This window comes from Bradyrhizobium sp. MI1.4 (genome assembly GCF_055811315.1).
In genome coordinates this window covers 133505-158559 of sequence record NZ_JBVVPP010000007.1, presented here as the reverse complement: position 1 = coordinate 158559, position 25055 = coordinate 133505, and the positions used below count along the sequence as shown (strand labels likewise).

Annotated in this window: 26 protein-coding genes and 1 tRNA gene; 19 read left to right on the top strand and 8 right to left on the bottom strand. The window is 62.3% G+C overall.

Annotation, left to right across the window (positions count from 1 at the left end):
• The first annotated feature begins 137 nt into the window (after positions 1-137).
• From AC0L23_RS10900 to AC0L23_RS10850, 11 genes are all read left to right on the top strand, one after another.
• Positions 138-244 (top strand) — tRNA-Pro (locus tag AC0L23_RS10900).
• Positions 245-426: 182 nt separating this feature from the next.
• Complete coding sequence (locus AC0L23_RS10895) at positions 427-633, top strand: helix-turn-helix transcriptional regulator (protein WP_473356863.1); 207 nt, start codon at positions 427-429, stop codon at positions 631-633.
• A 302-nt stretch (positions 634-935) separates the two neighbouring features.
• Positions 936-3041: an AAA family ATPase gene (locus AC0L23_RS10890; protein WP_473356862.1), complete on the top strand. Its 2106-nt coding sequence runs from the start codon at positions 936-938 to the stop codon at positions 3039-3041.
• Positions 3042-3103: 62 nt separating this feature from the next.
• The gene (locus AC0L23_RS10885; RefSeq protein ID WP_473356861.1) at positions 3104-3718 is read left to right on the top strand and encodes a hypothetical protein; all 615 of its coding nucleotides are present in this window, start codon (positions 3104-3106) and stop codon (positions 3716-3718) included.
• Between the two features lie 192 nt (positions 3719-3910).
• Complete coding sequence (locus AC0L23_RS10880) at positions 3911-4441, top strand: hypothetical protein (RefSeq protein WP_473356860.1); 531 nt, start codon at positions 3911-3913, stop codon at positions 4439-4441.
• Complete coding sequence (locus tag AC0L23_RS10875; protein WP_473356859.1) at positions 4441-5022, top strand: hypothetical protein; 582 nt, start codon at positions 4441-4443, stop codon at positions 5020-5022. The genes AC0L23_RS10880 and AC0L23_RS10875 overlap by 1 nt, the downstream gene beginning before the upstream one ends.
• A gap of 84 nt (positions 5023-5106) precedes the next feature.
• Complete coding sequence (locus AC0L23_RS10870; protein WP_473356858.1) at positions 5107-5703, top strand: HK97 family phage prohead protease; 597 nt, start codon at positions 5107-5109, stop codon at positions 5701-5703.
• Positions 5704-5860: 157 nt separating this feature from the next.
• Positions 5861-6199: a P27 family phage terminase small subunit gene (locus AC0L23_RS10865; RefSeq protein WP_007591172.1), complete on the top strand. Its 339-nt coding sequence runs from the start codon at positions 5861-5863 to the stop codon at positions 6197-6199.
• Between the two features lie 623 nt (positions 6200-6822).
• Positions 6823-7029: a hypothetical protein gene (locus AC0L23_RS10860; RefSeq protein ID WP_473356857.1), complete on the top strand. Its 207-nt coding sequence runs from the start codon at positions 6823-6825 to the stop codon at positions 7027-7029.
• A 13-nt stretch (positions 7030-7042) separates the two neighbouring features.
• Entirely contained in the window at positions 7043-7429 is a 387-nt protein-coding gene (locus tag AC0L23_RS10855; RefSeq protein WP_473356856.1) for a hypothetical protein, read from the top strand.
• Positions 7429-8160, top strand: coding sequence for a hypothetical protein (locus AC0L23_RS10850; protein WP_473356855.1), 732 nt, complete (start codon positions 7429-7431; stop codon positions 8158-8160). Before AC0L23_RS10855 ends, AC0L23_RS10850 begins: the two co-directional genes overlap by 1 nt.
• Positions 8161-8352: 192 nt before the next feature.
• On the opposite strand, the gene AC0L23_RS10845 is transcribed toward AC0L23_RS10850, so the two are convergent.
• The gene (locus AC0L23_RS10845) at positions 8353-8592 is read right to left on the bottom strand and encodes a hypothetical protein (protein ID WP_007603449.1); all 240 of its coding nucleotides are present in this window, start codon (positions 8590-8592) and stop codon (positions 8353-8355) included.
• A gap of 330 nt (positions 8593-8922) precedes the next feature.
• Here AC0L23_RS10845 and AC0L23_RS10840 point away from each other — a divergent pair, with 330 nt between their 5' ends.
• From AC0L23_RS10840 to AC0L23_RS10830, 3 genes are all read left to right on the top strand, one after another.
• Complete coding sequence (locus tag AC0L23_RS10840) at positions 8923-9831, top strand: dihydrodipicolinate synthase family protein (protein ID WP_247336929.1); 909 nt, start codon at positions 8923-8925, stop codon at positions 9829-9831.
• Positions 9832-9975: 144 nt separating this feature from the next.
• Positions 9976-10947: an SDR family NAD(P)-dependent oxidoreductase gene (locus AC0L23_RS10835; RefSeq protein WP_247384814.1), complete on the top strand. Its 972-nt coding sequence runs from the start codon at positions 9976-9978 to the stop codon at positions 10945-10947.
• A gap of 275 nt (positions 10948-11222) precedes the next feature.
• A complete protein-coding gene (locus AC0L23_RS10830; RefSeq protein WP_247384834.1) occupies positions 11223-12341 on the top strand; it encodes an alpha/beta hydrolase family protein in 1119 nt (372 codons plus the stop codon).
• 10 nt (positions 12342-12351) lie between these two features.
• On the opposite strand, the gene AC0L23_RS10825 is transcribed toward AC0L23_RS10830, so the two are convergent.
• Positions 12352-12858, bottom strand: coding sequence for a MarR family winged helix-turn-helix transcriptional regulator (locus AC0L23_RS10825; RefSeq protein WP_007611061.1), 507 nt, complete (start codon positions 12856-12858; stop codon positions 12352-12354).
• Positions 12859-13264: 406 nt separating this feature from the next.
• On the opposite strand from AC0L23_RS10825, the gene AC0L23_RS10820 reads away from it, so the two are divergent.
• The gene (locus tag AC0L23_RS10820; RefSeq protein ID WP_204511371.1) at positions 13265-14821 is read left to right on the top strand and encodes a porin; all 1557 of its coding nucleotides are present in this window, start codon (positions 13265-13267) and stop codon (positions 14819-14821) included.
• 331 nt (positions 14822-15152) lie between these two features.
• Here the strand turns inward: AC0L23_RS10820 and AC0L23_RS10815 are convergent, their stop codons facing one another.
• From AC0L23_RS10815 to AC0L23_RS10805, 3 genes are all read right to left on the bottom strand, one after another.
• Positions 15153-15632 (bottom strand): GcrA family cell cycle regulator, encoded by a 480-nt coding sequence (locus AC0L23_RS10815; RefSeq protein WP_018455139.1) that lies wholly within the window; start codon positions 15630-15632, stop codon positions 15153-15155.
• 73 nt (positions 15633-15705) lie between these two features.
• Positions 15706-15903: a hypothetical protein gene (locus AC0L23_RS10810; protein ID WP_007603456.1), complete on the bottom strand. Its 198-nt coding sequence runs from the start codon at positions 15901-15903 to the stop codon at positions 15706-15708.
• Positions 15904-16103: 200 nt separating this feature from the next.
• On the bottom strand, positions 16104-17045 hold the full coding sequence (locus AC0L23_RS10805) for an acetamidase/formamidase family protein (protein ID WP_018455138.1): 942 nt from the start codon (positions 17043-17045) through the stop codon (positions 16104-16106).
• A gap of 164 nt (positions 17046-17209) precedes the next feature.
• On the opposite strand from AC0L23_RS10805, the gene AC0L23_RS10800 reads away from it, so the two are divergent.
• From AC0L23_RS10800 to AC0L23_RS10790, 3 genes are read left to right on the top strand one after another with little or no spacing between them, the layout of a single operon-like run.
• Positions 17210-17977 carry a YdcF family protein gene (locus tag AC0L23_RS10800; protein WP_473356854.1) on the top strand — a complete coding sequence of 256 codons (768 nt, stop codon included), beginning with the start codon at positions 17210-17212 and terminating at the stop codon, positions 17975-17977.
• A gap of 57 nt (positions 17978-18034) precedes the next feature.
• The gene (locus tag AC0L23_RS10795; protein WP_085353389.1) at positions 18035-18817 is read left to right on the top strand and encodes a DUF169 domain-containing protein; all 783 of its coding nucleotides are present in this window, start codon (positions 18035-18037) and stop codon (positions 18815-18817) included.
• Between the two features lie 14 nt (positions 18818-18831).
• Positions 18832-20010 (top strand): saccharopine dehydrogenase family protein, encoded by a 1179-nt coding sequence (locus AC0L23_RS10790; RefSeq protein WP_085353387.1) that lies wholly within the window; start codon positions 18832-18834, stop codon positions 20008-20010.
• 158 nt (positions 20011-20168) lie between these two features.
• On the opposite strand, the gene AC0L23_RS10785 is transcribed toward AC0L23_RS10790, so the two are convergent.
• The gene (locus tag AC0L23_RS10785; protein WP_018455134.1) at positions 20169-21365 is read right to left on the bottom strand and encodes an FAD-dependent monooxygenase; all 1197 of its coding nucleotides are present in this window, start codon (positions 21363-21365) and stop codon (positions 20169-20171) included.
• A gap of 146 nt (positions 21366-21511) precedes the next feature.
• Here AC0L23_RS10785 and AC0L23_RS10780 point away from each other — a divergent pair, with 146 nt between their 5' ends.
• A complete protein-coding gene (locus AC0L23_RS10780) occupies positions 21512-21988 on the top strand; it encodes a MarR family winged helix-turn-helix transcriptional regulator (protein ID WP_051112981.1) in 477 nt (158 codons plus the stop codon).
• Here AC0L23_RS10780 and AC0L23_RS10775 read toward each other — a convergent pair.
• Positions 21957-23213 carry an O-antigen ligase family protein gene (locus AC0L23_RS10775; RefSeq protein ID WP_026232883.1) on the bottom strand — a complete coding sequence of 419 codons (1257 nt, stop codon included), beginning with the start codon at positions 23211-23213 and terminating at the stop codon, positions 21957-21959. The two genes, AC0L23_RS10780 and AC0L23_RS10775, sit on opposite strands and share 32 nt — an antisense overlap.
• 180 nt (positions 23214-23393) lie before the next feature.
• Positions 23394-24944: an undecaprenyl-phosphate glucose phosphotransferase gene (locus tag AC0L23_RS10770; RefSeq protein ID WP_018455131.1), complete on the bottom strand. Its 1551-nt coding sequence runs from the start codon at positions 24942-24944 to the stop codon at positions 23394-23396.
• Positions 24945-25055: the final 111 nt, after the last annotated feature.

The window sequence follows — 25055 nt, the reverse complement described above, 5'->3', positions numbered from 1 at the left end:
TCCCTGTAGCATTTTGTCCCCCGTGCCCTTACTGCTGGTTGTACTAGGAGACAGGGACCGCCTCAATCTCCCCTTGCAGATCGCAACGGTTATTTGGGCCGAAGCTTTTGCAGCCGAAGTCAAAAGCGCTGTGATTTCAGTGCGTCGAGAATCTGGGAGTTTGCAGAAAACGCTAGCAAAAACAAATTTCTGCACTAGTCTGGGAGACTAGGGGTCGGAGGTTCAAATCCTCTCGCTCCGACCAATAAAATCAAAGACTTAGCTGGAAGTCTGGAAGCTGGCTACAAATTTTATAGCCAACGTGTAGCCAGCCCACCGGCGAATCTCGGCGGACCGCCTCAAATATTCTTCCGCCGCCCTTTTAGTGTTTCGCCGTTGGATGCGCACTACTCCTGTGAGTGCAACGCCAACCACGAGAGGGCAACCATGGCGAACATCAGGGTTCGGGACGCGGCCGAATATCTCGGCGTCTCAAAATCTTTCCTAGACAAAGCCCGCTGCTACGGGACCAACGGTCCCGCGTTTATGCGTTTCGGAAAAGCAGTCGTTTATTCAACCGAGGCGCTCGATGAGTGGGCGCGGACCTGCACGGTCGCTAACGACAATTCAAAGAGTGGCACCAAAGCCGTCTAGCTCGATCGGCCTTTAGCCGAGAGCATCGCCCAATAGGGCAACCCCTCAGGGGATTCCACCTTTGAAAATCCTAACAGTCCGCCCGGCACCGCCTGGCAGTGGAACGATTGCGCACGCCGACGTCGAGATAATCGATGGCGTCAAACTTTATGGGCTCCGCGTCTCGCGCGCCGAAGACGGCACCTATCGAGCATTCGGCCAGAATTCCCACCGCGGCCGCACCTGTTCCTTCTCGCGAGAGATTGTCGCGCGGATCGCCGAAGCAACCATTTCCGAACTTCAAATTGACGGGCCTTCGCAGCATGACCGCACTCGCAGCTAAGAACACCGACAACACCGACCCAGTTCGCACGCACTGCGAGATGCTCCACGACCTTGCCGAAGGTATCGACGGCGTGCTGGTTGTTGCGGCTTACAACGTTGCCGGCGGCAACGGCACCATCACCCACCATCGGCCAGGCGACGTTGACGGCATGGTAGCTGCCATCGATGCACACAGCGGCACCACAGGCGCCAACGTTTACGTTGGCTTGCATCTGATGAAGCGCAGCCTAGCGCGAGGCAAGCGAGGCACGAAGGACGATATCGTCGCTGTGCTCGGACTTGTAGCCGATATGGACGGCGACACTGGCAAAACTGGCGAACTGCCGTTTGAGCCTAGCTACGTCATCGAGACCAGTCCCGGCAATCAACAGCCGGTGTGGCTGTTCGATAAGCCGCTATCTGTCGCCGAGGCTGCGCCGCTCGCCGTGGGCCTGAAGCGCGCAACCGGATCTGATCACGGCACCGCTGATGTCGACCACGTGTGGCGCGTTCCGGGAACAAAGAATTGGCCGAATGAAGCCAAGCTGAAGCGCGGTCGATCGCCAGATCCGGCGCCCGTGCGCTATCTGCAAGAATGGTGCGGCGATCTGACTAACGTGGATGCCTTCCGCGGGGCGCTGGCGCCTTGGGCATCTGCACCCGCGACCGAGGCGAGGCCAGTTCAACTTGGCGAGCTACCGGACGTTGACGGCATCGTTGTATCAGGCAGGGCGGCAGCGCTTCTCGCGGCTGATGACGTCGGCGATCGATCCAAGCATGCGCGCGCGGTTATCGAGCAGTTGAACTTCGACGGGCACAGTGTTGCTGCGGCGGCGGCGTTGTTTCTGACCGCTACGGGTAATTGGCTTGACCGCTATCCCAACGAGCGGCGTGCGCGTAAGGACTTCGAGAGGGTGTGGGCTAAGGAGGTTGCAAGGCGCGATGAGAAGCGGGAGGCAAACGCGGATTTGGTGGCGGGGTTGGCTCTTCCCCAGGCGGCGAACGACAATGACGTGACGCCCGCGGCATCAGAACCAAAGCCCCGTTTCAACGTCACTTGGTTTGACGACATCGAGGAAGGCAAGCCGAAGATGTGGACCATTAAAGGTGTTTTGGGGGACGGCGAGATGACGACCATTTCGGGGCTTCCCGGCACGGGTAAGTCGGTAATTACCGGGGACGGGTGCTTCCACGTGGCTGCCGGCATGGAATGGTTCGGTCGTCGTGTCACCCAAGGTATGGTGGCCTATGTGGCGGCCGAGAGGCGCGCGCTGACCGAACGGCGAATGCTGGCGCTCCGTCAGCATTATGGCGTTCATGATGTCCCTCTAGTCGTTATCAGCGGACGTTTAGACATGACGTCTTCGCTTGTAGACGCCAAGGCGCTCGCCGATGTCATCAAGCAAGCATCGATGGACTGTGGCCAGCGCTGCGTCTGGATTGTCCTGGACACACTGACGCGCGTATTCGGTCCAGGCGACCAGAATGCGTCTAAGGACATGTCAAAATTTATCGCAGCATGTGACGAACTAATCCGACTGACCGGCGCTCACCTAACGGTCGTTCACCACACCGCATGGTCGGGCGAACGCGGCAAGGGAGCCATCGATCTGGACGGTGCGGTGGATGCCAGCTTCCTCATCTCCAAGAATGCCGGGACTTACACATTGAAGTGCGACGGTGCCAACGATGGCGAGGAAGGCACCATCGCGACGTTCACCATGCAATCGGTTGAGATAGCAAAAGACGAGGATGGGGAGCCGACCACAGCTCCGGTCGTTGTGGCCGGCGAAAGCGGTGCGACCAAGCTAGCGAAAGGGCATGAAGCGCAGAATGTACTCGCGGCGCTTGAGCGTGCGATCTCAGACGATGGTGTTGAACCGGACGGTGCTAGCTTTCCAGATAGCATCCTCGTCGTGACGGAGAAGCAGTGGCGCCAAGCGTATTACGATACACAGTCTTCCGTCGCGCAGGAAACCCTCAAGAAGCGATTCTTGCGAGCCAAGAAATCCCTCATCGAAAAGGGGGCCGTTGGCTCGGTCGGGATGTGGGTTTGGGCCATAGATGAAAACGGGACATGTCCCGGGACAGGGACAATTCATTAGTGTCCCCGACATCTGGAACGGGACAGGGACACACACCCTTTAGGGTGTGTCCCGATGTCCCGGTGTCCCGAGCTGCAATTATTGAAGAGAGATATTCCACTGTGAACCGATCCCAGCTCATTCCGGCTTTCCACAAGGCCGGCGATACGATCACGCTGCACAGCATCAACGCATGGTCAGAACTCACCGGCAAAGCGCTCATTGCCGATAACGACAACCACGCCGAACCAGCGCGGCCGGTCCATAAATCCGCTGTGCCTGATGGCACCAGAGTGGAAACCTTAATGGAGACCGCAACCGCCGAAGAATTGATTGCGATGTACGAAGAGGATCAGGAGGCCAAAAGGGATCCAAACTTCGAAAAGAAGTTACCACCGTACAGCCTGGGCCAGCACGTAGAGCGGTTCCGACGTCCTCGCAAAGCCAAAGCTTCGCCGGCCCAAGTTAATACCCAAACGGTCGAGGGCGTCATGGTTCGGAGTATCGACGAGGGTCGACTCCGGATCAAAATGGGCAGGCACGCTGAAGTTCTCGATGCGGTTCTAGACGACAGCTCGGCCGCCGAGATCGGCAAGATGGTTGCCGGTCCAGGTAGCAGCAAGCGCACATACGAAGGAATCGGCAAACAGGCAGTGGTCCGCGCGGCGCGGAAACTGACCGAGCTTATAGCCGCCTAGCCGTTTGCGCTAATCATCGGTCTCAAAGACAGAGATATGAGGCCACGTTTGTGGCTGACGTGACGTGCAGACTTTGGCGCGCGCCGGCCCACTACCGGCGTCGCGCTCTTTTTCCGGCGTAGTGCCGATGAGTCGCCAAGCGGCTTTTCATTTACCCATCATCTCGACACTTTCGAAAAAGGAATTTGAAAATTGGCAAAACTTGCCGATGTTCTCGCGGCCCTCGAAGCCCTCGGCTTTGATCCCCCGCGAGTCAAACACATCGCTCGACGTCTTTCCGAGTCGAGCGCAATTCCCACCGGTGGCCCGTCTCGGCCGCCCGAACTAACCGACACCGACGCGCTTCGTTTGATCGTAGCGATCGCGGTCACCAGCAAGCTGCGTCTCGCAGAGCACGACCTCGCAACCTATGCCGGTCTCGTTCCAGGCGGCGCGGTACTCCATGACGACGCGCCTGACGCTATTCCGCGCACTGCATTCGACGCAATTGAGCATCTGATTGAGATGGCTCGCGGCGGCGATTCCGATGCGAGGCGCTCGACCGTCGAATTCGTCCGCGGTTGGCCCGAAATCGTCATCAATCGGCCGAATGGCGTGAGCCAATTCCGGGCTGCGGGAGCTGATGCCGCACATTGGGAGCGGCCGGGACATCGCTCGGCGACGACGGTGCCGGTGAGAGCGGTTGCGGATATTTTGGACGGTTTGTTTGGGAGGGTTGTCTAATGGCAATTTTGAAGAAGAAAGATACTGAATCGTTCCGCGTGCCCACGCTGAGTGAGGCAAGCCCGGAATATGCCGGCCTAGTCGAAAAACGACAGGAATTGAGCGATCGATACCGCGAGCTGAATGCGGAGCGCTCTAAGCTTAGCGGTGACATCGAGGCTGAGAAGGCTGCCGGCGGTCAACGTCTTTCGCCTGGCGTGGCTGCGTTGCTAGGTGATGCGCCAGATAAGCTGACGCTGATGTCGCAGCGCATGCGTGAAGTCGCGACTTCGATGGACAATATCGAAGCAGCCCAAGAGGTAATCCGCAGACGCATGGATGAGGCTCGCAATGGTGCAAGCAAAGTCGTTTGCGACACCATGCATCATGAATATCAGCGGCGTCTCGGTGCGGTGTGTGCTGCTGCCAAAATTCTGGAGACTGCGCGCGAACAGCATGACGCGCTGCTTGACGACATCGAACGGGAAGATTTGAACCTAGCCTACTTGCGCCCTGTGCGCGCGCATTTCCTAGGCGATCGACGTGAAGGCAAGGTTTTCTATTTTCTGAAGGAAGCGCGGGAGGCGGGTCACAATGTCTAAGGGCGCTGAACGTACTTCTGACACCGCGGACAGAAAGCCAGTCCGACGCAGCGTCAAGATGCCTGGCGAAAGCCGACACTCCGAATGCTCGGACTCACCTGCCGTGATTGCGCGCAAGTTGATGCAGGCCAAACGCGAAAGGCGACTGAAGGCGTTGCAGCGAAATGGCTGATACTATTTCCGGCTTTTGCAATTTCCTGGAATCGGCCGGCGATAATCGCGGGCGTTTTCGAAGAGAGATTTGCGAGAGGTGCATTCGATAAGCATCTCGCGCAGAATCCAGACGTGGCCGCCCTATGGAGCCATGATCCAAGCAGGCCGCTGGGGCGTGTCAGCAACGGCAGCCTCAAGCTGCGTTCGGACGCAATTGGACTCTACTACTCGCTAGAGCCCAATCCTGACGCGCCGTTAGGGCAGGAAGCCTTGGCGACGGTCGGCAACGGCACGGTGACGGAGGTCAGCGTCTCATTCACGCCCGTGGTTGAGGAATGGACGGACGATGGGGATCTACCTAAGCGGCTCATCACCGAGGCCAAACTATTCGAGATCAGTTTGGTTCTGTGGGGCGCATATGGCAGCGGCACCTCGGCACAGATTAGCCGGGCATCCAGCAACAACGAGGCAGCCCAACGTCGGATAGCCGCAAGGCGTGAAGCCATGCGGCTGAGAGGCATGCTGTAGCGCGGGTAGTGGCGACAAAAATGTATATCTTACATTTTTGAATCCAAAGGGGCGGAGGGGTGTAGCAGATAGCTCTCACCGACTCCGCCGCTTGCCGGCGCCTTCCTCGAACGCGCTAGATGGGTGCCCCGGTTCAAAATAAAATCTGGAGGCTTAATTGACCACCCCAAAACCACCCTCGCACCTCAAGCCCGCGACCCGGAAATGGTGGGCAAGTGTTGTCGCGGACTTCGAGCTGGAGCCGCATCACTTGCGTTTGCTGCAATTGGCGGCGGAAGCCTGGGACCAGGCGCAGACCGCGCGTGAAGTTCTTGACCGTGACGGGCAGACCTTTCTCGATCGCTTCGGCCAGCCGAAGGAGCGGCCGGAGGTCGGTATCCTGCAAAACGCCCGGATTTCGTTCGCCCGATTGCTGCGGGAGCTGGCGCTTGATGGGGTCGACGGGCCAGAGGCGCCGCGCGCGCCGAGAACCGCAGATTATGGGGCTCGTCGCTAATGCCGGTCAGAGCGCGCAAGAATAGACGTAAGCAGGCGGCTGGCCTCGAAGAGTGGAGAAGCGTGTTCGAATGTCAATTTGATTTTGATGGCGACCTCGAAGGCGCCGGCATCATCCTTGACGCGTACGACAGACCGGATCTGGAGGTTGCGCGCGCAGCCTGGCAACGCCTGGGTGCCGAGTTCATGCGGACGCTGCCTCCGCGCCATCCAGCGCTAAGGCCGCCCTGGGCATTGACCACATTTGGCCCGCCTTGATGCCCGCGCGGTCGAGACGAGATCGGCGGCGCAGAACGTCGCACATAACCAGCGAGGCCGTTGCGCTGTTTCGGCAGGGCATTCGCGCACCAAATGACCAGGCCATCAGGATCGCCTTGGCCGCCGCGCTGGGCCGCAGCAAGTTCGCGGCGTGTCCGCTGGATGCTCGCCCGCGAAGCCTGATTGGTTGCGACCGCGAGCCGGTTGAGGTTGTGCTCGGGCTTCGGGCGCAGCTGCTTAGTAGAAGTTAGGACCGCAAATGAAAATCCAACTTCAGAGAGCCGGCAGCGATCCGCCAAGTGGGCGGCGACGATGCCGAAAGCAGACTACGGGAGCGACGCGATTATGATGCAAAGGATGACTTAAATGACCACACCAACTTCTGCGGAAGTCTGGCGCAAATACAATGTCGACGGCGTGCCAGCCAGCGGCCCGCATCCGCCCGACAAGACGCAGATCATCGCATGGGGGACTTCGCTTGAAACCGAAATTCAAGATGCGATCGATACGGCAGCAGCTGCGGGATCGACCGCGGGTCTGCTTTCACTCTATCTGATCCAAAACTTCGCGTAGGAGCAAATCACCAATGGGAACGACTCCAAACCTTGCCTCGACACCACGCCATGCTATCGGTCAAGTCTCGGCTGCAAACACCAACCGCGACGGCACTGGAACGCTTGCGACGATCTTTACTGCCGGTGCCAACGGCTCGCGCGTCGATTTTCTCAATGTCAAAGCGGTGGGAACCACAACTGCCGGCATGGTTCGTCTGTATATCCATGATGGTACCAATGCACGACTTGATCGTGAAGTCCCCGTCGCAGCCATCACGCCTTCGGCTTCGGTTGGTACTTTTGGTTCTCGATCTAACTTGTCGGCTGAACCAATCTTCCTGCCGAGCGGGTATTCGTTGCGTTGTTCTACGCACAACGCAGAAACGTTCAACATCCTCGCTGCGGGAGCTGATTTCTGATGTTGATTCAGTCCGGCGGCCTTCTGCGCAATGGCCTGGATAGGGGCATTCCGTCGCCTCCGATCATTCGGGGGCGCCATGATCCGATTTTCGCCAATCGTGATTTCGGCATTCGTGGCCTTGGTCACGAGCCTGAAAACGAGCAGTTTCAGCGCTTTCTCGACGAGGGCGCCAACCGCCAGGCGATCATCGAATCCGCGCTGATGAATATCGTCTACACCGGCCAGCTTTATCTCCGCGACAATTGCAAGCTGATCGGCAACGGCGCTACGCTTACGGCGCACCCGGCGTGCGATATCAACACGACGGGGTTGCATGTATCAAAGGAAACATGGACTGGGATTGGTCCGACAGGTGTTCTGATCGAAGATTTGATCATCAACGGCAACGCAACAGCGCGCCGTGCGTCTGGCGCTTTATCCGGAACGGGTCAAGCGGCGACTGTTTATTGTATTGGCACCAAGGATATGGTGTTACGCAAGGTCAAGAGCATCGATGCGGCCGGCGACGGCATCTATGTCGGCGGCAACGCGAGTACCGGGCGCCTTTCGCAACATTTCTTGGTGGAGAATTGCTACGTGGAGGCTCCAGGCCGCAATTGCTACAGTGTCGTAGGTGCGTATATTGGCGCGTTCATTAACTGCACGGGCTTCAACGCCTCTTATGGTGTCGCTCACGGCAACATCAGCTACGGCTGGGACTTCGAGCCAGACGGTGCCAGTACGCGCTGATGCCGACGCCGGAAGGGCGACGCGCGCGTGTGATCATTCTGCGGGCGGTGGCTTAAGGGAAAGCTGTGATCGTTGTCACAAAGCGCGCCGCCGCAATGGGGGCTGGCGCTGTCGATGCCCGCGCGGAAGGACGATGCGGCCTCCGGGGCGTTTCCTCGTCTGTCGTCTTGGTATCGGTAGTTTTGCGGGACCTTAGGCGTGGCCCTTGATCTCGTAGCGACCCGGAACGCATTTGTAGCGATCGAGCCGCCAGTTGGCGTGGTAGATCGGATGCTCGCCCATCCATTTCGCCAATGGAGCCTGTGCGCCGATCGCACACTGCATCATCGACATCTCGGGCGTCATGTTGCTGTCGGTCACGATTTCCTCGATGCAACTGCCTGAGCTGGCTGCACTCAGCCGGCAGAGCACGGCAACGACGGTCACGAACATTCCAGTCACCTCATCGGTAGTTTCTGACCACGAAGAGGATGCAAGCGGAGTGCCAGAGCCTGTGACGCAAACAACACGCTGACCTGGCCGACTCGACCCAGCGTCCGGACTCCATTTAACGATTCGGATTGTAAAAAAATTGCCCCTAAACCGAAGCCGGGCAAATACGGGGAACCGGGTCAATAATAACCGCAGGGATGTCGAATGCTGGGAGCAGCGCCGCGCCGGTGGCGCTTCACAGGCCGCTTGTAGCCGCTAGGCTTTCAGACCGCGGCCACCCGCCAAAAGAGCGGGACCGCCACAAGGGATATGAAAACGCGAGGGCACACCATGAAGACACGACCGACCGGCGTAATCCCGCCGATGACGACGCCGTTCCGGAAGGATGGCGAAATCGACTACACCCTCGTAGCAGCCCAGGTCGACTGGATGATCGGCGCCGGCGCACACGGCGTCGCGGCCGGCGGCTCGACCGGCGAGGGGCATACGCTCGATCACGAGGAATATCGCGACCTGATGGAGGCGACGGTCGCCGCGGTGAAGGGGCGCATTCCCGTCATCGCCGGCATCATCGTCGACTCCACCCGCGATGCGATCCGCCGCGGCAAGCTGATGCGCGACATGAATGTCGCAGCGCTCCAGGTCACGCCGGTGCATTATCTGTTCAAGCCGGACGACGAGGCGATGGTGGCGCATTTCCGCGCCATGGCGGACGAGACCGGCATGCCCGTCATCATCTACAACGTGGTGCCGTGGTCCTATCTTTCGCCGGCGCTGCTGACTCGGATCATGACCGAGGTGCCGCTGGTAGTCGGCGTCAAGCAGAGCGCGGGCGACCTGAAGCTGTTCGCGGACCTCATGATGATGGCGCCGGACAAGCTGATCTACAGTGCGGTCGATGCCCTGATGTATCCGTCCTACACATTGGGGGCCCATGGCTCGATCGCCGCGATCCTGACCGCCGCGCCGCATGCCTCCGTCGCGCTGTGGGATGCGGTGAAGGCGGGTGACCATCCGCGCGCGCTCGATCTGCACAAGAAGCTGTTGACGCTGTGGAACGCTGTCATCGCCGACAATCTCCCGGCCTGCACGCGCTATGCGCAGACGCTGCAGGGCTTGCCCAGGACTTACCCGCGCGCGCCGATGCCGGAGCCCTCAAGCGCGCAGCAGGCGGCGATCCGCAAGGCGCTGGACGGCCTCGGCGCGTTGAACGGGCGGCGCGTCGAGGCGGCCGAATAGTCCGCGCCCCGAAATCCCTGATGAACATAGCAGCGCCGATCCGCTTTTACCTGCGGATGCGGCGCTGCTACATTTTGTGCGCGCTTCGATGCACGCGGCGTAGCCATGAAGAAACATACCGACAGGGGAGGGGCCGAAAGTCCCATGAAGGATTTTGCAGGAAAGATCGCCGTCATCACCGGCGGCGGCACGGGAATGGGACGCGAGCTCGCGCGGCAGCTCGTCGCCGAGGGCTGCAATGTCGCGATGTGCGACGTCTCGGAAGCCGCGATGGCCGAGACCAAGCGGCTGTGCGAGCTCGAGAAGCTGCCGCAGGGCCTGCGCGTCACCACCCATGTCGCCGACGTCTCGATCGAGGATCATCTCAAGCGATTCCGCGACGAGCTCGCCGAGCAGCAGAAGACCGACCGGATCCACCTCCTGTTCAACAACGCCGGCATCGGCGGCGGCGGCAGCCTGTTCACCAACACGCGCGAGCAGTGGGAGCGCACCTTCAACATCTGCTGGGGCGGCGTCTATCTCGGCGTCCGCACCTTCCTGCCGATGCTGGTCGCGGCCGACGAGGCCCACATCGTCAACACCGCGAGCGTCAACGGCTTCTGGGCCTCCATCGGCATGAACCAGTCGCACACCGCCTACAGCGCGGCGAAGTTCGCCGTGAAGGGATTTACCGAAGCGCTCATCAACGACCTCCGCCTGCACGCGCCGCATGTCAAATGCTCGGTGGTGATGCCCGGCCATATCGGCACCTCGATCGTCTCCAATTCGCGCAAGGTGCAGAGCGCCGACGGCTCGGAGCGGCTCAACGGCGACGAGGTCGCGCTGACCCGCAAGCGCATGGTCGCGGCCGGCGTGCCGGATGCCGACAAGATGTCGGACGAGGACATCCAGGCGGCGTTCGCCGAGCGCGCCCGCAGCTTCCTCGAGGATGCGCCGACGACGGCGGCTCAGGCCGCCAGGATCATCCTCGACGGCGTCAAGGCGGAGCAATGGCGCATTCTCGTGGGTGAGGATGCAAAGCGCCTTGACGAGCGCGTTCGTGCTACGCCGGAGCAGGCCTACGACCGCGCCTTCTACGAAAGTTTCACGCAGGAGGTCGGCTGGCGGCTCGGCTGACGCAGGCGACGAGCGCGCGCCGATATAGGTATGATGCGCATCATGGCAAGAGGCGCGCAGGCAATTTCACGTGCCACCTCTTGCCAGTTCGCTGCCGGCGTTTCTTGGCCGTGTCGGCCACTCCTGACGCATTGGAATGTCACGCATGCGACACATCCCTGCGTTCAAGCGATGGTGATCTCGAACGGCTCTCATTGGGCGCGCCGCAGCTTGGTCAGGGAACCAAAATAGTTTATTCAGTCACGTGTAAGGCGATGACCAGAGCGTAGCTCCCGATGATACCCGCATGCCTCTCCGACGACTGGATCCTTTGCCCGGAGCGAGAGGACATCTCCGCTGAGTTCACGCGGCTCCTCACCGCGGCCCAGGACGGCGGCGCCACGATCGCCGAATGCCTGATGATCGCGCGGCAGCTGAAGCGGGGCGACGACCAGTCCTGGCATCGCGAGTGGAAGAAGCTGGCGCAGGCCAATCGCCATCGTGCCGAGGCCGCGTTCGCGGAAGGTCACAGGGCGACCGCGCAGCGCAATTGGCTCCGCGCCATGAATTACTACAGCGCGGCCGCAATGCCGCTCGATCAGGCGGACGAGCGCCGCTGGGTCGCGGTCCTCGCGATGCAGGATTGCGCCCGCCGCTTCCTCGCCGCGCGCGACCCTGCCGGGGAAGTCGTGACGATACCCTGGCTCGACGGACATTCGTTGCAGGGCTATTTCCTGCCCGCGCACGCGCCGTTGGAGCGCGTGCGAGCCCCGACCGTGATCTGCATCGGCGAGCCCGGCCATCGCAAGGAAGAGTTTCTGTTCAAGCTCGCGCCGCACGCCCGCGAGCGCGGCTTTTCGCTGCTGGCGCTGGACCTGTTCGGCGACCAGCGCGACGATTATCTCGACGCGCTGTTGCGGCGCCGGGATCTCGAGAGTGCGATTCCGTGCGTCATGGACTATCTGGAGACGTGCAGCGAGGTCGACTTCGAGCGCGTCGCGATCGTCGCCGATGGCTGGGGCTCTTCCTTCGTGGCGCGCGCGGTGCTGCAGGAGCCGCGGCTTGCCGCCGCCGTCTGCGATGGCGGCCTGTGGGACCTGCACGAGCGGGCCTTCTTTGCCAGCCGATTCGCGATGAGCGACGTCAGCATCGTCCCGGTGCCGCACGCTCCGCTGATGGCCTCCAGCGCCGACTGTCCGGTGCTGATCACGCTCGGCGAGGACGGCTGGCTCAAGGCCGATCGGGCGCGTCAGATCGTCCAGACCTCCCGGCTCGGCAGTTCGGATGTCATGTTGAAGGTGTTCACCGCGGCCGAAACCGGCGCGGCGCAGGCCCATGCGGACAATCCGAGCCTTGCCAATGAATACATCTTCGATTGGCTGGAATCGCGGCTCGGCGCCGCGCGGCGCATCTGAGAACGTCGCCTCAGAAGTCGAGGGTCAGGCGGACGCAGGCTTTTTCGAGACGGGTCTTCAACATCGCGAGCTTGGTGGTGAATTCCGTCAGCTCTTTCTCGTCGAACTCCTGGAAGACGAATTCCTTGATCGTCTTGTACTGCTCGTTGAGGCTCGCCAGGTGCTTTTGCGTCTTCTCGGTCAGGGACAGTCGGACCACCCTTGCGTCGGTCGGCGAGGGGCGGCGGCGCAACAGGCCCTTCTTCTCGAGCAGCTTGGACTGGGTGGTGACGAACGACGGGTCGACGTGGAGCAGTTTCGAGACGACGTTGACCGGAATGCCGTCGTCCTTGTCGAGGTCGGAGATCGCCATCAGGATCAGCCATTGCGGGCCGCTGATGCCGAGCGTTCTCGCCCAGAACTGACGCAGCTCCTCCAGATACATGTTGATCGACGATATCTCCCAGGTGAAGCGCCTGATGATATCCAGATTGCCGATGGTGCGGAGGCGCGCCCCTTCTTTCCTCGTCGCTGACACAGCGTCACTCCCGTGAGATGATTTGTATGCGGCCGGTGTCGTGCAAGCCATAGTCCACGCAAGCCTGCTCTGACGCAAGTGCAGAGCAGGGTAATTTTGTCAGTAAAACTACAAAGATGATCAGCTCACGGAATCGGTTCGCAATGGTGTTGCGAACGGGGCACAGGTTTAGCAAAACCAACAAAGCTGACTAAATAAGGTATTTTGATTACCGAAAGGCGCAGGCATATTGCTTCGTGGCGGTGGGGGGTACTCGATCGTCCCGTTGCAGGTGGTTTGCTCACGTCCCTCGCGTCGAAAGAGGGTGTGTCCGAAGCGCAAAGCGGCCGAGCGGATTTCAAAGACGGGGATCTTGGGGGGCCTCACGGTCCGGTCTTCGTAAAATGAGCAACTTGGAGGTTTTAATATGAAAGTGGTGAAGAGCCTTTTGCTCGGCACTGCGGCGGGTCTGATCGCCGTCGGTGGAGCTCAGGCGGCTGATCTTCCGGTCAAGGCCAAGGCAGTCGAGTATGTGAAGGTCTGCTCGCTCTACGGCGCGGGTTTCTATTACATCCCGGGCAGCGACACCTGCATCAAGCTGGGCGGCTATCTGCGTGCCGAAGTGGCGCTCAATGCCGGCGGCAATTACAGCGCCCAGTACAACAACGTCTTCGCGGCCAACAACCGCCTGACCAACTATTACTCGATGCGCGCTCGTGAAGATCTCAACATCGACACGCGCACCGCAACCGAGTACGGCGTGGTCCGCACCTATTTCGATGCGGTCTTCACCTGGACGACCGGCAACTATGTCGGCGCCGGTTCGGGAACGGGTGCGACCCAGTACAGCGGCACGCTCGGCCTCAACGCCGCAGGCACGAGCCTGATCGGCTCCAGCGGTGGCGCCGTCAACGGCACCGACGGCACGATCTCGGGCGGCGCGCTCGGCGTCTACTACGCCTTCATCCAGTTCGCCGGCTTCACCATGGGTAAGGCCGTGTCGCAGTTCGACGCGCCCTGGATCAACTATCCCGGCAACAACTTCGACCAGCTCGTCGGCGGCAGCGGCACCACCAACGGTGTTGCCCAGTTCACCTACACTGCCGATCTCGGCCAGGGCGTGACGGCGATCGTCTCGGCCCAGGACCAGACGCAGGTGTTCCAGACCGCGCTCTGGAATACGGCCGGCATGTCCACCGCCGGCGTCCTCGGCGGTGCCTACGGCTCCAACGATCTCGGCGGCACCCGCTCCCCCGATCTCGTCGGCACGCTCCGCGTCGACCAGGCCTGGGGCCTGTTCCAGGCCTCGGTCGCTGCGCACGACAACCACGTCGGCTATTACGGCGCGAGCGAAGTTACCGGTCATCCTGAAGACAAGTGGGGCTGGGCCGTCCAGCTGGCGCTGTCGATCAAGAACATCCCGACCGGTGCAGGCGACGTGATCAACATCTCGGGCGTCTACACCGACGGCGCGAGCCGCTACAACTTCCAGGAGCTGGCAGCGACCAGCTACTCGATGTTCGGCGGTTCGGGCGGCGCGTATCAGAGCATCGGCTTCGCCGGCGTGTCTGACGCGGTGTTCGCACCCGGCAGCGGTCTCGAGCTGACCAAGACCTACGGCTTCCGTGGTGCCTACACTCACAACTGGAGCCCGTATTGGAATTCGGCGCTTTATGGTGCGTGGGCTGCCGTCAACTACAGCGGCACCGCCAAGGGCATGATCTGCGGCAGCGCCGCGTTCGCGACCCTGACCGGCACCTGCAACCCGGACTTCAACATCGGCCAGATCGGTGTCATCACCCGCTGGACCCCGATCAAGAACCTGACCTTCTCGGCTGACTTCACCTACAGCCATCTTGACCAGAAGTACTCGGGCGTGATCACGACGCCGGCGCTCACCAGCGTTGCCAAGCCCGCGGCGACCTATGAGCTAAAGGACCAGGACACCTACAGCCTGTTGGTTCGCGCCCAGCGCAACTGGTAAGCCTTGGTCCTCGGACTTGGGTCTTCACACCTGGGTCTTAGGATAGAACGCAGCCCCGGCGGGACACCGCCGGGGCTTTTTTATGAGATGAGCTTTTTTTACGAAGATGGCCTTCGGAAAATCCGGCGCGTGCGGGTGGCGAAGACGTGCCATGCGAATCGATGGGCCCAAATTTATTTACTTACCTGAGTTACTAAGCTATATTACTTCCAGCCGATGACGAAAGTTGCGGCTCTGACTTGATGCTAAACCTCCAGAAACCTCCGGCAATGCCCTGCCGGAGGTTTTTCGTTTTGGGCATGGCTCCAGGACTCGCCTCCAGGACTTGGCTCTAGCCGCGCATGACGCGCGCGCGGGAATTCGGCCGGTAGGCGAGGCGGCTGTGGCCGGCGCAATAGGACTGGCCGTCGGGTGCGGAGTTGCCGCAGAAGCAGAAATCGTCCGCGCCAGGCGTCGAGATCGGCCAGCGGCAGCGGTTCTCGGCAAGCTCGAGTAGCGAGCAGCGATTGGCGTCGTCGATCGGACCGGTGACCATCGGCGCACCGGTCTCGCCGTAGATCGTGGCGAGCATCTCATATTGCAGCCGCGGCACGGTCCGCGGCGCGCGCGCCGGCGCCAGGCCCCTGTCGTGAACCTTGCGATCGTCGATGGTTCGGCCGCGCGTGAGATTGAGGCGAGACAGCTTGCCGATCACGGCGTTGCGGCTGACGCCAATGTCGGCGGCGATCTCGCGGCAGGAGAGCCCGGCCTCGAAATGCTGCCTCAGAAGTTCGATGCGTTCGTCGGTCCAGGTGGGTGAGAGAACAGGCATGTGTAACGGTCCCAGGTTGCAGATGTCGGCCATCCGCCTCTCGAGATCCGTCCGCCTCACGTTCGGCGCGCGCTCACGTCCTGCCATTGTCGCGAATCGACAAAAGCCCGTCCTTGATGGCGAGACGGATGCCTTCCTCGATCAAGGTACGTGCGACGCCGGGAACGCTGGTGCCGTGGGTGCCCTGTCTCACCAGCTTCTCCAGATAGGTGATGGTCGAGAGCGCCAAGGTTACAGGAATGCGGTCAGTCTCGGCTTTTTCGGTGGCCATGGCCGAACGCTAGCCTCTTACTCGGGTACATAAAAGTTACGATTAAGACTCTATTTAGGTTTGGAGGCAGAAGTCAAATGCAGGCTGCGGCGCCTGGTCAGCCCGTTGGAATCGCGAGGGAAATTTAGGCATGACAAGGCACGCCGCGCGGCAGGCCGGCGGCGGCGTGGCTTCGACCGGTCAGGAGTGGGCTGGTCGGCTCAGCCGTGCACGATCGTCTTTTCGATCATGCAATGGATGCCCTTGGAGCCGTTGACGGTCTGGGTCACCCGCAGATCGGCCGCCAGGCTGCACAGCGTATAGGCGTCCTCGCGCGACAAATTGCGCCTCTCGCCGAGCAGCACGATCATGTCGCGCAGCGCCCGCACCACGCACTGGTCCAGATCGGGGTCCATCGCCATGGTCATGTAATGCGTCGCCGTCTCGCCACGGGGATAATCGAGCCTGAGGTCCTTGCGCAGCGTCAGGCGAAAGCGGCCCTGAAGCGCGGTCTCGATCGCGGTGACGCAAACCTCGCCGTCGCCCTGCACGCCATGGCCGTCACCGCAGGAGAACAGCGCGCCCGGGACGAACACCGGCAGATACAGCGTCGCCCCGGCGCCAAGCTCCTTGTTGTCGAGATTGCCGCCCATGGCGCGAGGAACGAGCGAGGAGATGCGGCCCCAGGCCGGCGGCGGCGAAACGCCCATCACGCCGAAGAACGGCTTGAGCGGCAGGTCCAGCCCCCACGGCATGCGGGCGACCATCCGGGAACGGTCGAGCGGGATGTTCAGAATGCGCGTCTCGTGGAAATCGTCGGGCAGGGTGCCGGACAGCGGCTTGATCATGTTCCAGCCCCAATCCTGCCGGAGCTGGACGTCGAGGATCTCGACCGCGAGCACGTCGCCGGGCTCGGCGCCCTCGAGCGCGATCGGGCCGGTGAGGATGTGGCCGGGCAGCATGCGCTCGTTCTGGGCATGAACCTCGTGCATCTCGGGCGGAATGTGAAATTTGCTGCGGTCGGGCAGCATGTCCGGACCGCCACTGATGGTGTCGACCGTGACCTCGTCACCGCTCGCGATGGTGAGGACGGGCTTGAGCGCAGCCTCGAAGAACCCCCAATGGCAGGTCTCGGGGCTGGAATGCAGGTGGTGATGGGTCATGTGGCGTCCGTCCGTTTCACAGGCCCGGGCTTGACCAGGCAATCGATCCTCTTCCAAGAAGCTTTCTGAAGATCGACGGGCGGGTCAAGCCCGCGCGCAACAGGCACGATCATTCCAGCGAGGCTCCCCTGCTTTTTGTCCTGTCCAAGACCCTCGGCGCAGCGGTGCTGCCGATCAACTTGATGATCGAGCTCGGAATCGTCTCGGTCGTCCTGATGGCGACGCGCTTTGCCGCCTTCGGCCGCAAGCTCGCCGCGGCCACGCTGATCCTGCTGGCGCTCGCCGCGTTTTCGCCGCTCGGCAACCTCTTGCTCTATCCGCTGGAGTCGCGTTTTCCGCCGTGGGATCCGTCGCGCGGTGCGCCCGATGGCATCATCGTGCTCGGCGGCTCGATCGACACCGATCTGTCGGCGGCGCACCGCACGCCGGTCGTCGCGCACGCGGCCGATCGCCTGTTTGCGCCGGCCGAGCTCGCGCGCCGCTATCCGAACACGCGCATTGTCTTCACCGGGGGCACCGCGAACCTGGTTTCGACGGACTCCCGGGAGGCCGACTACTCCGCGCCCATCCTGGAGAATCTGGGCATCGCGAAGCAGCGCCTGATCCTCGAGCGGGACTCCCGCAACACCTACGAGAATGCCATCTTCACCAAACAATTGGTGGCGCCGAAGGCGGGCGAACGCTGGCTCCTGGTCACGTCGGCCTTTCACATGCCGCGTTCGATGGGAATCTTTCGCAAGGCGGGATTCGACGTCGAAGCCTATCCCGTGGACTGGCGAATGGGCGGGCGTGACGATCTCTTCTCTTTCACCAATGTCGGCACGGACGGGCTCGGCCGAACCGAGGTCGCCGTGCGCGAATGGATCGGGCTCGTCGCCTACCACCTGATGGGCCGGACTGGCGAGTTGCTCCCGGGACCGACGAAGGACTAGAACCGTTCAAGAAGCAATAACAGCACCGGCTCACGGTCGCCGGCCCCGGAGGACGCCATGCAACAGCAGAGTGCAGACAGCATCGATCTTGCCGGCCTCGTCGCCGATCTCAACAGCCTGTTGCGGCTGAAGACCACGGTGATCGGCATGAAGCTGTTCACGCGGACCGCGGACATGGAGGCAATTCCGAAAGTCCGGCGGCCGAACGCGGTCCACACCACCGACCAGATCGTCAGCATGGCCGCGCGTCTGGGCTGGACCGTGGGCATCACGGCCGACGATCTCGTCGGCGCACAATGCCGCGCGGTGATCGGCCTTGCACCGCAGGACGAGAAATGGCTCGCCGGCGAAAACTATGTCGGGGTCTGGCACGGCACCGCGGAGGACGCACGCAAGCGCCAGGAGGCGCTGGATGTGGTTCCGTTCGGGCAATATCAGGCGCTCGCGGTCAGTCCGCTGGCGAGCGGCCGGCTCGATCCGCCCGACATCTGTCTCGTCTATGCGACGCCGGGGCAGATGATCATCCTGATCAACGGGCTGCAATACACCGGCTACAAGAAGTTCGAATGGGGCGTGGTCGGCGAGACCGCTTGCGCCGATTCCTGGGGCAGGGCGCTCAAGAGCGGTGAGCCCAGCCTGTCCTTGCCATGCTACGCCGAACGGCGCTATGGCGGCGTGCCGGACGAGGAGATGCTGATGGCCCTGAAGCCGGAACATCTCGCCAAGGCGGTTGTGGGCATGAAGGCGCTGGCGAAGAACGGCCTGCGTTATCCGATCCCGCCCTATGGTATTCAAAGCGACGTCCGTGCCGGCATGGGCGTGAGCTACGCGAAGAAGTAAAGCAAAGGCGGATCATGAGCTCTGCGAAATTCGACATCGTCGTTTATGGCGCGACCGGTTTTACCGGCCAGCTCGTCGCCGAATACCTGACCCAGCGTTACAAGAGCGACCACGCGCTCAAATGGGCGATGGCAGGCCGCAGCCTCGGCAAGCTGAAATCGGTCCGCGATGCGATCGGCGCGCCCGGGAATACGGCGTTGATTGTCGCGGATGCGTCGGATGCGGCTTCGCTGAAGGCGATGGCGGAGCAGACCATGTCGGTGATCACCACCGTCGGCCCGTATCAGCTCTATGGTGAAGAACTGCTCGCCGCCTGCGTGGCCACGGGCACGGATTATTTCGACCTCTGCGGCGAGCCGATCTGGATGCGCCAGATGATCGACAAGTACGAGGCGGCTGCAAAAGAGAGCGGCGCGCGGATCGTGTTTTCCTGCGGCTACGATTCCGTGCCGTTCGAGCTCGGTACGTTCTTCGTCCAGGAAGAGGCCAAACGTGTCTTCGGCGCGCCGGCCCCGCGGGTGAAAGGGCGTGTGCGCGACATGCGGGGCACGCTCTCGGGCGGCACCGCCGCCAGCGCTAAGGCGACCTTCGATGCGGTGGCCAAGGATCTCAGCCTTGTCGCCATTCTCAACGATCATTTTGCGCTGACGCCCGGCTTCACCGGCCCGAAGCAGCCGAAAGGCAACAGGGCCGCCTTCGAGGAGGATCTGCAATCCTGGGCCGCGCCGTTCACGATGGCGCTGATCAACACGCGCAACGTTCACCGCTCCAACATGCTGATGGGATTCCCCTACGGCCAGGACTTCGTCTACGACGAGATGGTCCTGACCGGTCCCGGCGAGAAGGGCGAGGCCAACGCCAAGCTCGTGATGGCTGCCAATGCGGGCAAGACCGGCCCCGACGCACCGAAGCCGGGCGAGGGGCCGTCGAAGGAAGAGCGTGAAAACGGTCTGTTCGATCTGCTCTATGTCGCGATCGCACCCGATGGCCGCATGGTTCGCGCCGGCGTCACCGGCGACCGCGATCCCGGCTACGGCTCGACCTCGAAGATGATCTCCGAATGCGCCATCTGCATGCTGCGGGACACGACTGACGTCGCAGCCGGCTTCTGGACCCCGGGCGCGGCGATGCAGCACAAGCTGATCAAGCGGCTGGTCGAGAATGCCGGGCTGACGTTCGCGGTGGAGAAGTAGAGGCGGTCACTTGCCGCAATCACGGTGTCATCGTCCGGCTCGACCGGACGATCCAGTATTCCAGAGACGGCACCGATTGAATCGAGAGGCCGCGGCGTACTGGATGCCCGCCCCGGTGCGCAAGTGCGCACAAGGCGGGCATGACAGCGTTCGTGCCACTACACCGCCCGCGCGTCGTAGGCGTACATGAACTCCATGCTTTTCGCGCCCAGCGGCAGCAGCCATTTCATCATCTGATTGCGAATCCACGCGCCGGTGGCGCTGAACTCGCGCTTGTTGTTGCCGTTACGGCGGGCCATGGCGACGATCTTTTCCGTGCGCGGGCGCCGTTCGGCCTCGAAGGCCTGGAAGGTGGCGCCGAGCTCCCGGCCTTGCTGCATCAACCGGGCGAGGCGCATCGCATCCTCCAGCGCGAGCGAGGCGCCCTGGCCGGCATGGGGGCTGGTCGCATGGGCGGCATCGCCGATCAGCAGCGAGCGCTTGCGCGACCAGGTCGGCAGGGTGGCGACGTCGAGCGTGTCGGTGACCACGATGTTCTCGGCTGCCTCGATGATGCCAGGGATCGGATCGTGCCAGCCGCGGTGGAAGCCGCGCAGGTGCTGCTTCAGCGTTGCATGGTCGAGCGCGCGAAACATCGCCGCGTCCATGCCGTGCGCGGGTTGCGTGCTCCACCACATCACGCCGTCGTTCGGATCGGGGCTGCAATAGCCGTAGCCAAAGAAGCCGCTCTGTCCGAACGTGGTTTCAACGTGCCGGCCGATCGGCCGGCCATCCAGGACGGCGTGCGGCACGAAGCCGCCGAAGCCGATCAGTCCGGTATCGAACGGCTGCGGCCCGTCCGGGACGACTTGGCGCCGCGTCACCGAGTGCACGCCGTCGGCGCCGATCACGAAGTCGCCTTCGGCCGTGGTACCGTCGGCGAAGTAGGCGATGATCGGCTGGTCGGCGCGATCCTCGATCTTGATCAGGCGCTTCTCGAAATAAAGTGAAACGCATGCGCACCAGGCCTTGTCGATCAGCATCTCGTTCAGCGTGGCGCGGCAGACATTGACCGCGGGCTGGCCGAAGCGCCGCGCCATGTCGCGATTGATCGAGCCGAGCCTCTCTCCGGCTTGCGAATAGAAGTCGAACGATTCCGCGATCGAGCCGCGGCTGATCAGCTCATTGGAAAGGCCAATCTCGTCCATGACTTGCATGCCGTTCGGCGCGATCTGAAGGCCGCCGCCGATGCCTTTCGAATAGGGCCAGCCTTCGTAGATCGCGGACTCGATGCCGGCGCGGCGCAGCAGGACCGCCGCGACGGGGCCGGCGATGCCGGCGCCGATGATCAGGGCCTTGCGAGGACGATAGGACATGGCTTGCTCCCGACGTTTCCGTGGTGCTAGGAGAATTACAGTCGCTAAATCTCTTAGTGACTAAGATATATATCGACTAAGATACGAGGTTTGCCTTGTCAAGGACGAAGGCGCGCGCCGCGCTGCTGCAGGAGCTCGAGGAGGCGATGCGCAGGTCGTCCGCGCAGGGCGTGCTTTATGGCCAGACCGTTGCGAACGTTGCCGGAATCGCCAATTCCGACCTCGAATGCATGGACATCCTGTACCTCGAAGGCCGCGTCACCGCCGGCCGGCTCGCCGAAGTCACGGGGCTCACGACCGGCGCCATCACCGGCGTGGTCGACCGGCTCGAAAAGGCGGGCCTGGTCCGTCGTGAGCGCGACGATGCCGATCGTCGCAAGGTCTTCATTGCCGTCGTGCCGGAGGCGATCGAAAGGCTCGGCCAGTTCTACGTGCCGATGCAGCAGGCGATGGAGAAGGTTTTTGGCGGCTATTCCGACCAGGAATTGCGCCTGCTGCTGCGCTTCGCCAATGAGGGCTACAAGGGCGTGCTCGCGGCGACCGCGGCGCTGAAGGGCCTGCTCGACACGCCGCCGGAGAAACGCCCCGATCTCAAGCTGAAGAAGCTTCGTCGCCAGACCTAGCCTTGTAGATCTGTGCAGCCGCGATCATGCCCCACATCGCGCCCAGCATCATCCAGAAGTGCCGCCAGTGGTCGGTGTCGATCACGAAGCTTTCGCCGACGGTGCCGACGAAGGCGGAGAACACCGCCAGATAAGCGCGCTGCCAGGGCACGGGCACGAAGATGTGCCTGACACCCATGATGACGGTCGTGAAGACCAGCGCGGGATAGCAGATGCCTGACAGCCAGCCGCCGGACATGAAGGCGTTGAGATAGGAGTTGTGGGTGTCCTCGGGGAAGAAGCGGTGGAATTGCAGAGGGCCGATGCCGAACGGCAGGTCGAGCGCCATCTCCGCTCCCAGGATGTGCCGCCCGAACCGGCCGAAGCGGCCTTCGTCATAGCTCTGATCGAAGCTCGCGCGCTGCTTGAACATCTCGGCGGTGGAATCGAACGACATCAACACCGCGATCAGCGCAAGGCCCAGCACCGCGGCCAGGATCGCCATGACGATGATACGCGAGCGTTGCGCGTTGGTGCGGCTGGTCAGCACCATCAGCGCCAGCATGAAGGCGGATGTCAGCACCAGCCCGCCCCAGGCGGCGCGGGAGAAAGCGAGCAGGATCGCCAGCGACATGATGCCGAAGGCGATGACGTTGCGAAACGCCTTGCCGAACTTGTCGGAGACGACGCTCTGCAGCGAGAACAGTGCCGGCAGGATCAGGAAGGCGCCGAGCACGTTCGGATCCTTGAAGGTGCCGCGCGCGCGTCCGTACAGCGTGAGGAGGTCGTCGCCGCCGGGAACCAGGTGGAAGTAGCCGGCGACCGCCGACAGCGAGGCGACCATCGCGCCGATCACGAGCCCGCGGCGGAGCATATCGAGCCGGGCGGCGGTGTCCTCCGACGTGACCATGGCGAAGAACACGACTGTGACCGCCATGTACCAGGAGGTCGCAATCCAGCTCACCACCTCGGACTGCTCGAACAGCGGGATCGCGCTGATCGTATAGCCGATATTGAGCAGGACCAGCATCAGCACCAGCGGCATCAAAGCGAGCCGCAGACGCAGTCCGGTGGCGAAGAAGGTGACGGTGGCCAGCAGCGTCACGATCTCGTAGGGGCTCGGCTCGATGAACACGATCGCGCCGGAGGCGCCGACCAGCCATACCAGCGCGCGCTGGAGCGCCAACACGCCGGGCGCAGCCCGAACCGCTGCATTCATCTCCCCGGCTGTTGCCGCATACGCCATCACACGCTCATACGTTTACGCAACTGGTACGCCACAAATACCGCTGTCATCGCCCGGCTTGACCGGGCGATCCAGTACTCCGCGGCGTCTATTGCGGAAGCGGCCGGCGCCGCGGAGTACCGGATGCCCCGCCCCAGTGCGCAACAGCGCACAAGGAGGGGCATGACGGAAAAATTCAACTCAATACGCGTTCTCGTTCTTGGTCAGCAGCGAGATCGGCGTCTTCAGCAGAATGACGAGATCGAACAGCACCGACCAGTTCTCGATGTAATAGAGGTCGAACTCGACGCGCTTCTGGATCTTCTCTTCGTTGTCGATCTCACCGCGCCAGCCGTTGATCTGGGCCCAGCCGGTGATGCCGGGCTTGACCCGGTGGCGGGCGAAATAGCCGTCGACGGCTTCGTCGAACAGGCGGCTCTGCAGCTTGCCCTGTACCGCATGCGGACGTGGGCCGACCAAAGAGAGATCGCCGGAGAAGACCACGTTGAAGAGCTGCGGCAGCTCGTCGAGGCTGGTCTTGCGGATGAAGCGGCCGACGCGGGTGACGCGCGAGTCGTTCTTGGTCACGACCTTCGAGGCCGTCGGATCAGCCTGATGATGGTACATTGAGCGGAACTTGTAGACGTCGATGCGCTCGTTGTTGAAGCCGAAGCGCTTTTGGCGGAATAGCACGGGTCCGGGGCTGTCGAGCTTCACGGCCAGCGCCACCAATCCCATCACCGGCAAGGCCACGAGCAGCGCGAGGGTGCCGACCACGCGGTCGAACAGCCATTTCATCACCAGGTCCCAGTCGGTGATCGGCGCCTCGAACACGTCCAGCGTCGGTACCTCGCCGATATAGGAATAGGAGCGGGGGCGGAAGCGTAGCTTGTTGGTGTGTGCGGAGAGGCGGATGTCCACCGGCAGCACCCAGAGCTTCTTCAGCATCTCCAAGATGCGCGTCTCGGCGGAGATCGGTAGCGCGAACAGCACGAGATCGACGCGGGTGCGGCGGGCGAATTCGACGATGTCGTCGACCTTGCCGAGCTTGCGCGCGCCGGCACAGGTGTCGAGCGCGCGGCTGTCGTTGCGGTCGTCGAACACGCCGAGCACATGGATGTCGGAATCCTCCTGCTGCTTCAGCGCCTCGACCAATTGTTCGCCGTTGCGGTCGGAGCCGACGATGATGGTGCGGCGGTCGAGCCGGCCCTCGCGCCCCCAGGCGCGCACTAGCGAGCGCAGCACCAGACGCTCGCAGAGGAGCGCGGCGAGCCCGAGGACGTAAAAGGCGGCAAGCCAGAGCCGCGATATTTCGCTGCCGAACTTGGCGAAGAAGGAGATGCCGATGAACAACAGGAAGACGAACGACCAGGACGAGATCATCCGCGTCATCTGCCGGAGCTGACCGCGGAACAACTGCACCTGATAGATGTCGGCGGCCTGGAAGCAGACCACGGCGGAGACCGCGACGGCGATGATCTGCGCGGGATAGATCCAGCTGAAGGAGCCGGCGTGCGGCATGACATAGCCGAGATAGAGTACGATGCCGACGAGGCTCAGCAGCGCGAAATCGGCGAGGCGCACGAAGCCGGTGATCACGATCGGCGAATAGGCGCGGGCGACCTTCTGGTTGACGACGTCGAGCGCGGCGGCCGAGAGCCGTTGACGCCGCTCCACAAAGGGCCGGTCAGCCGGCTTCGCCGCGGCGCTGGTCGCGGCATCGAGCATCGAGCGTGCGTTGAGCGGTTCCACGGGCGTCCACGTCCATTCCAAAAACCCGCGGGCCGCGTCCTTGCGTCCCGGGCGAGTATCCCCTGGCGCTTGGGTTATCGGACAAATCGGAAGATTCTCTAAAGCGGGTCT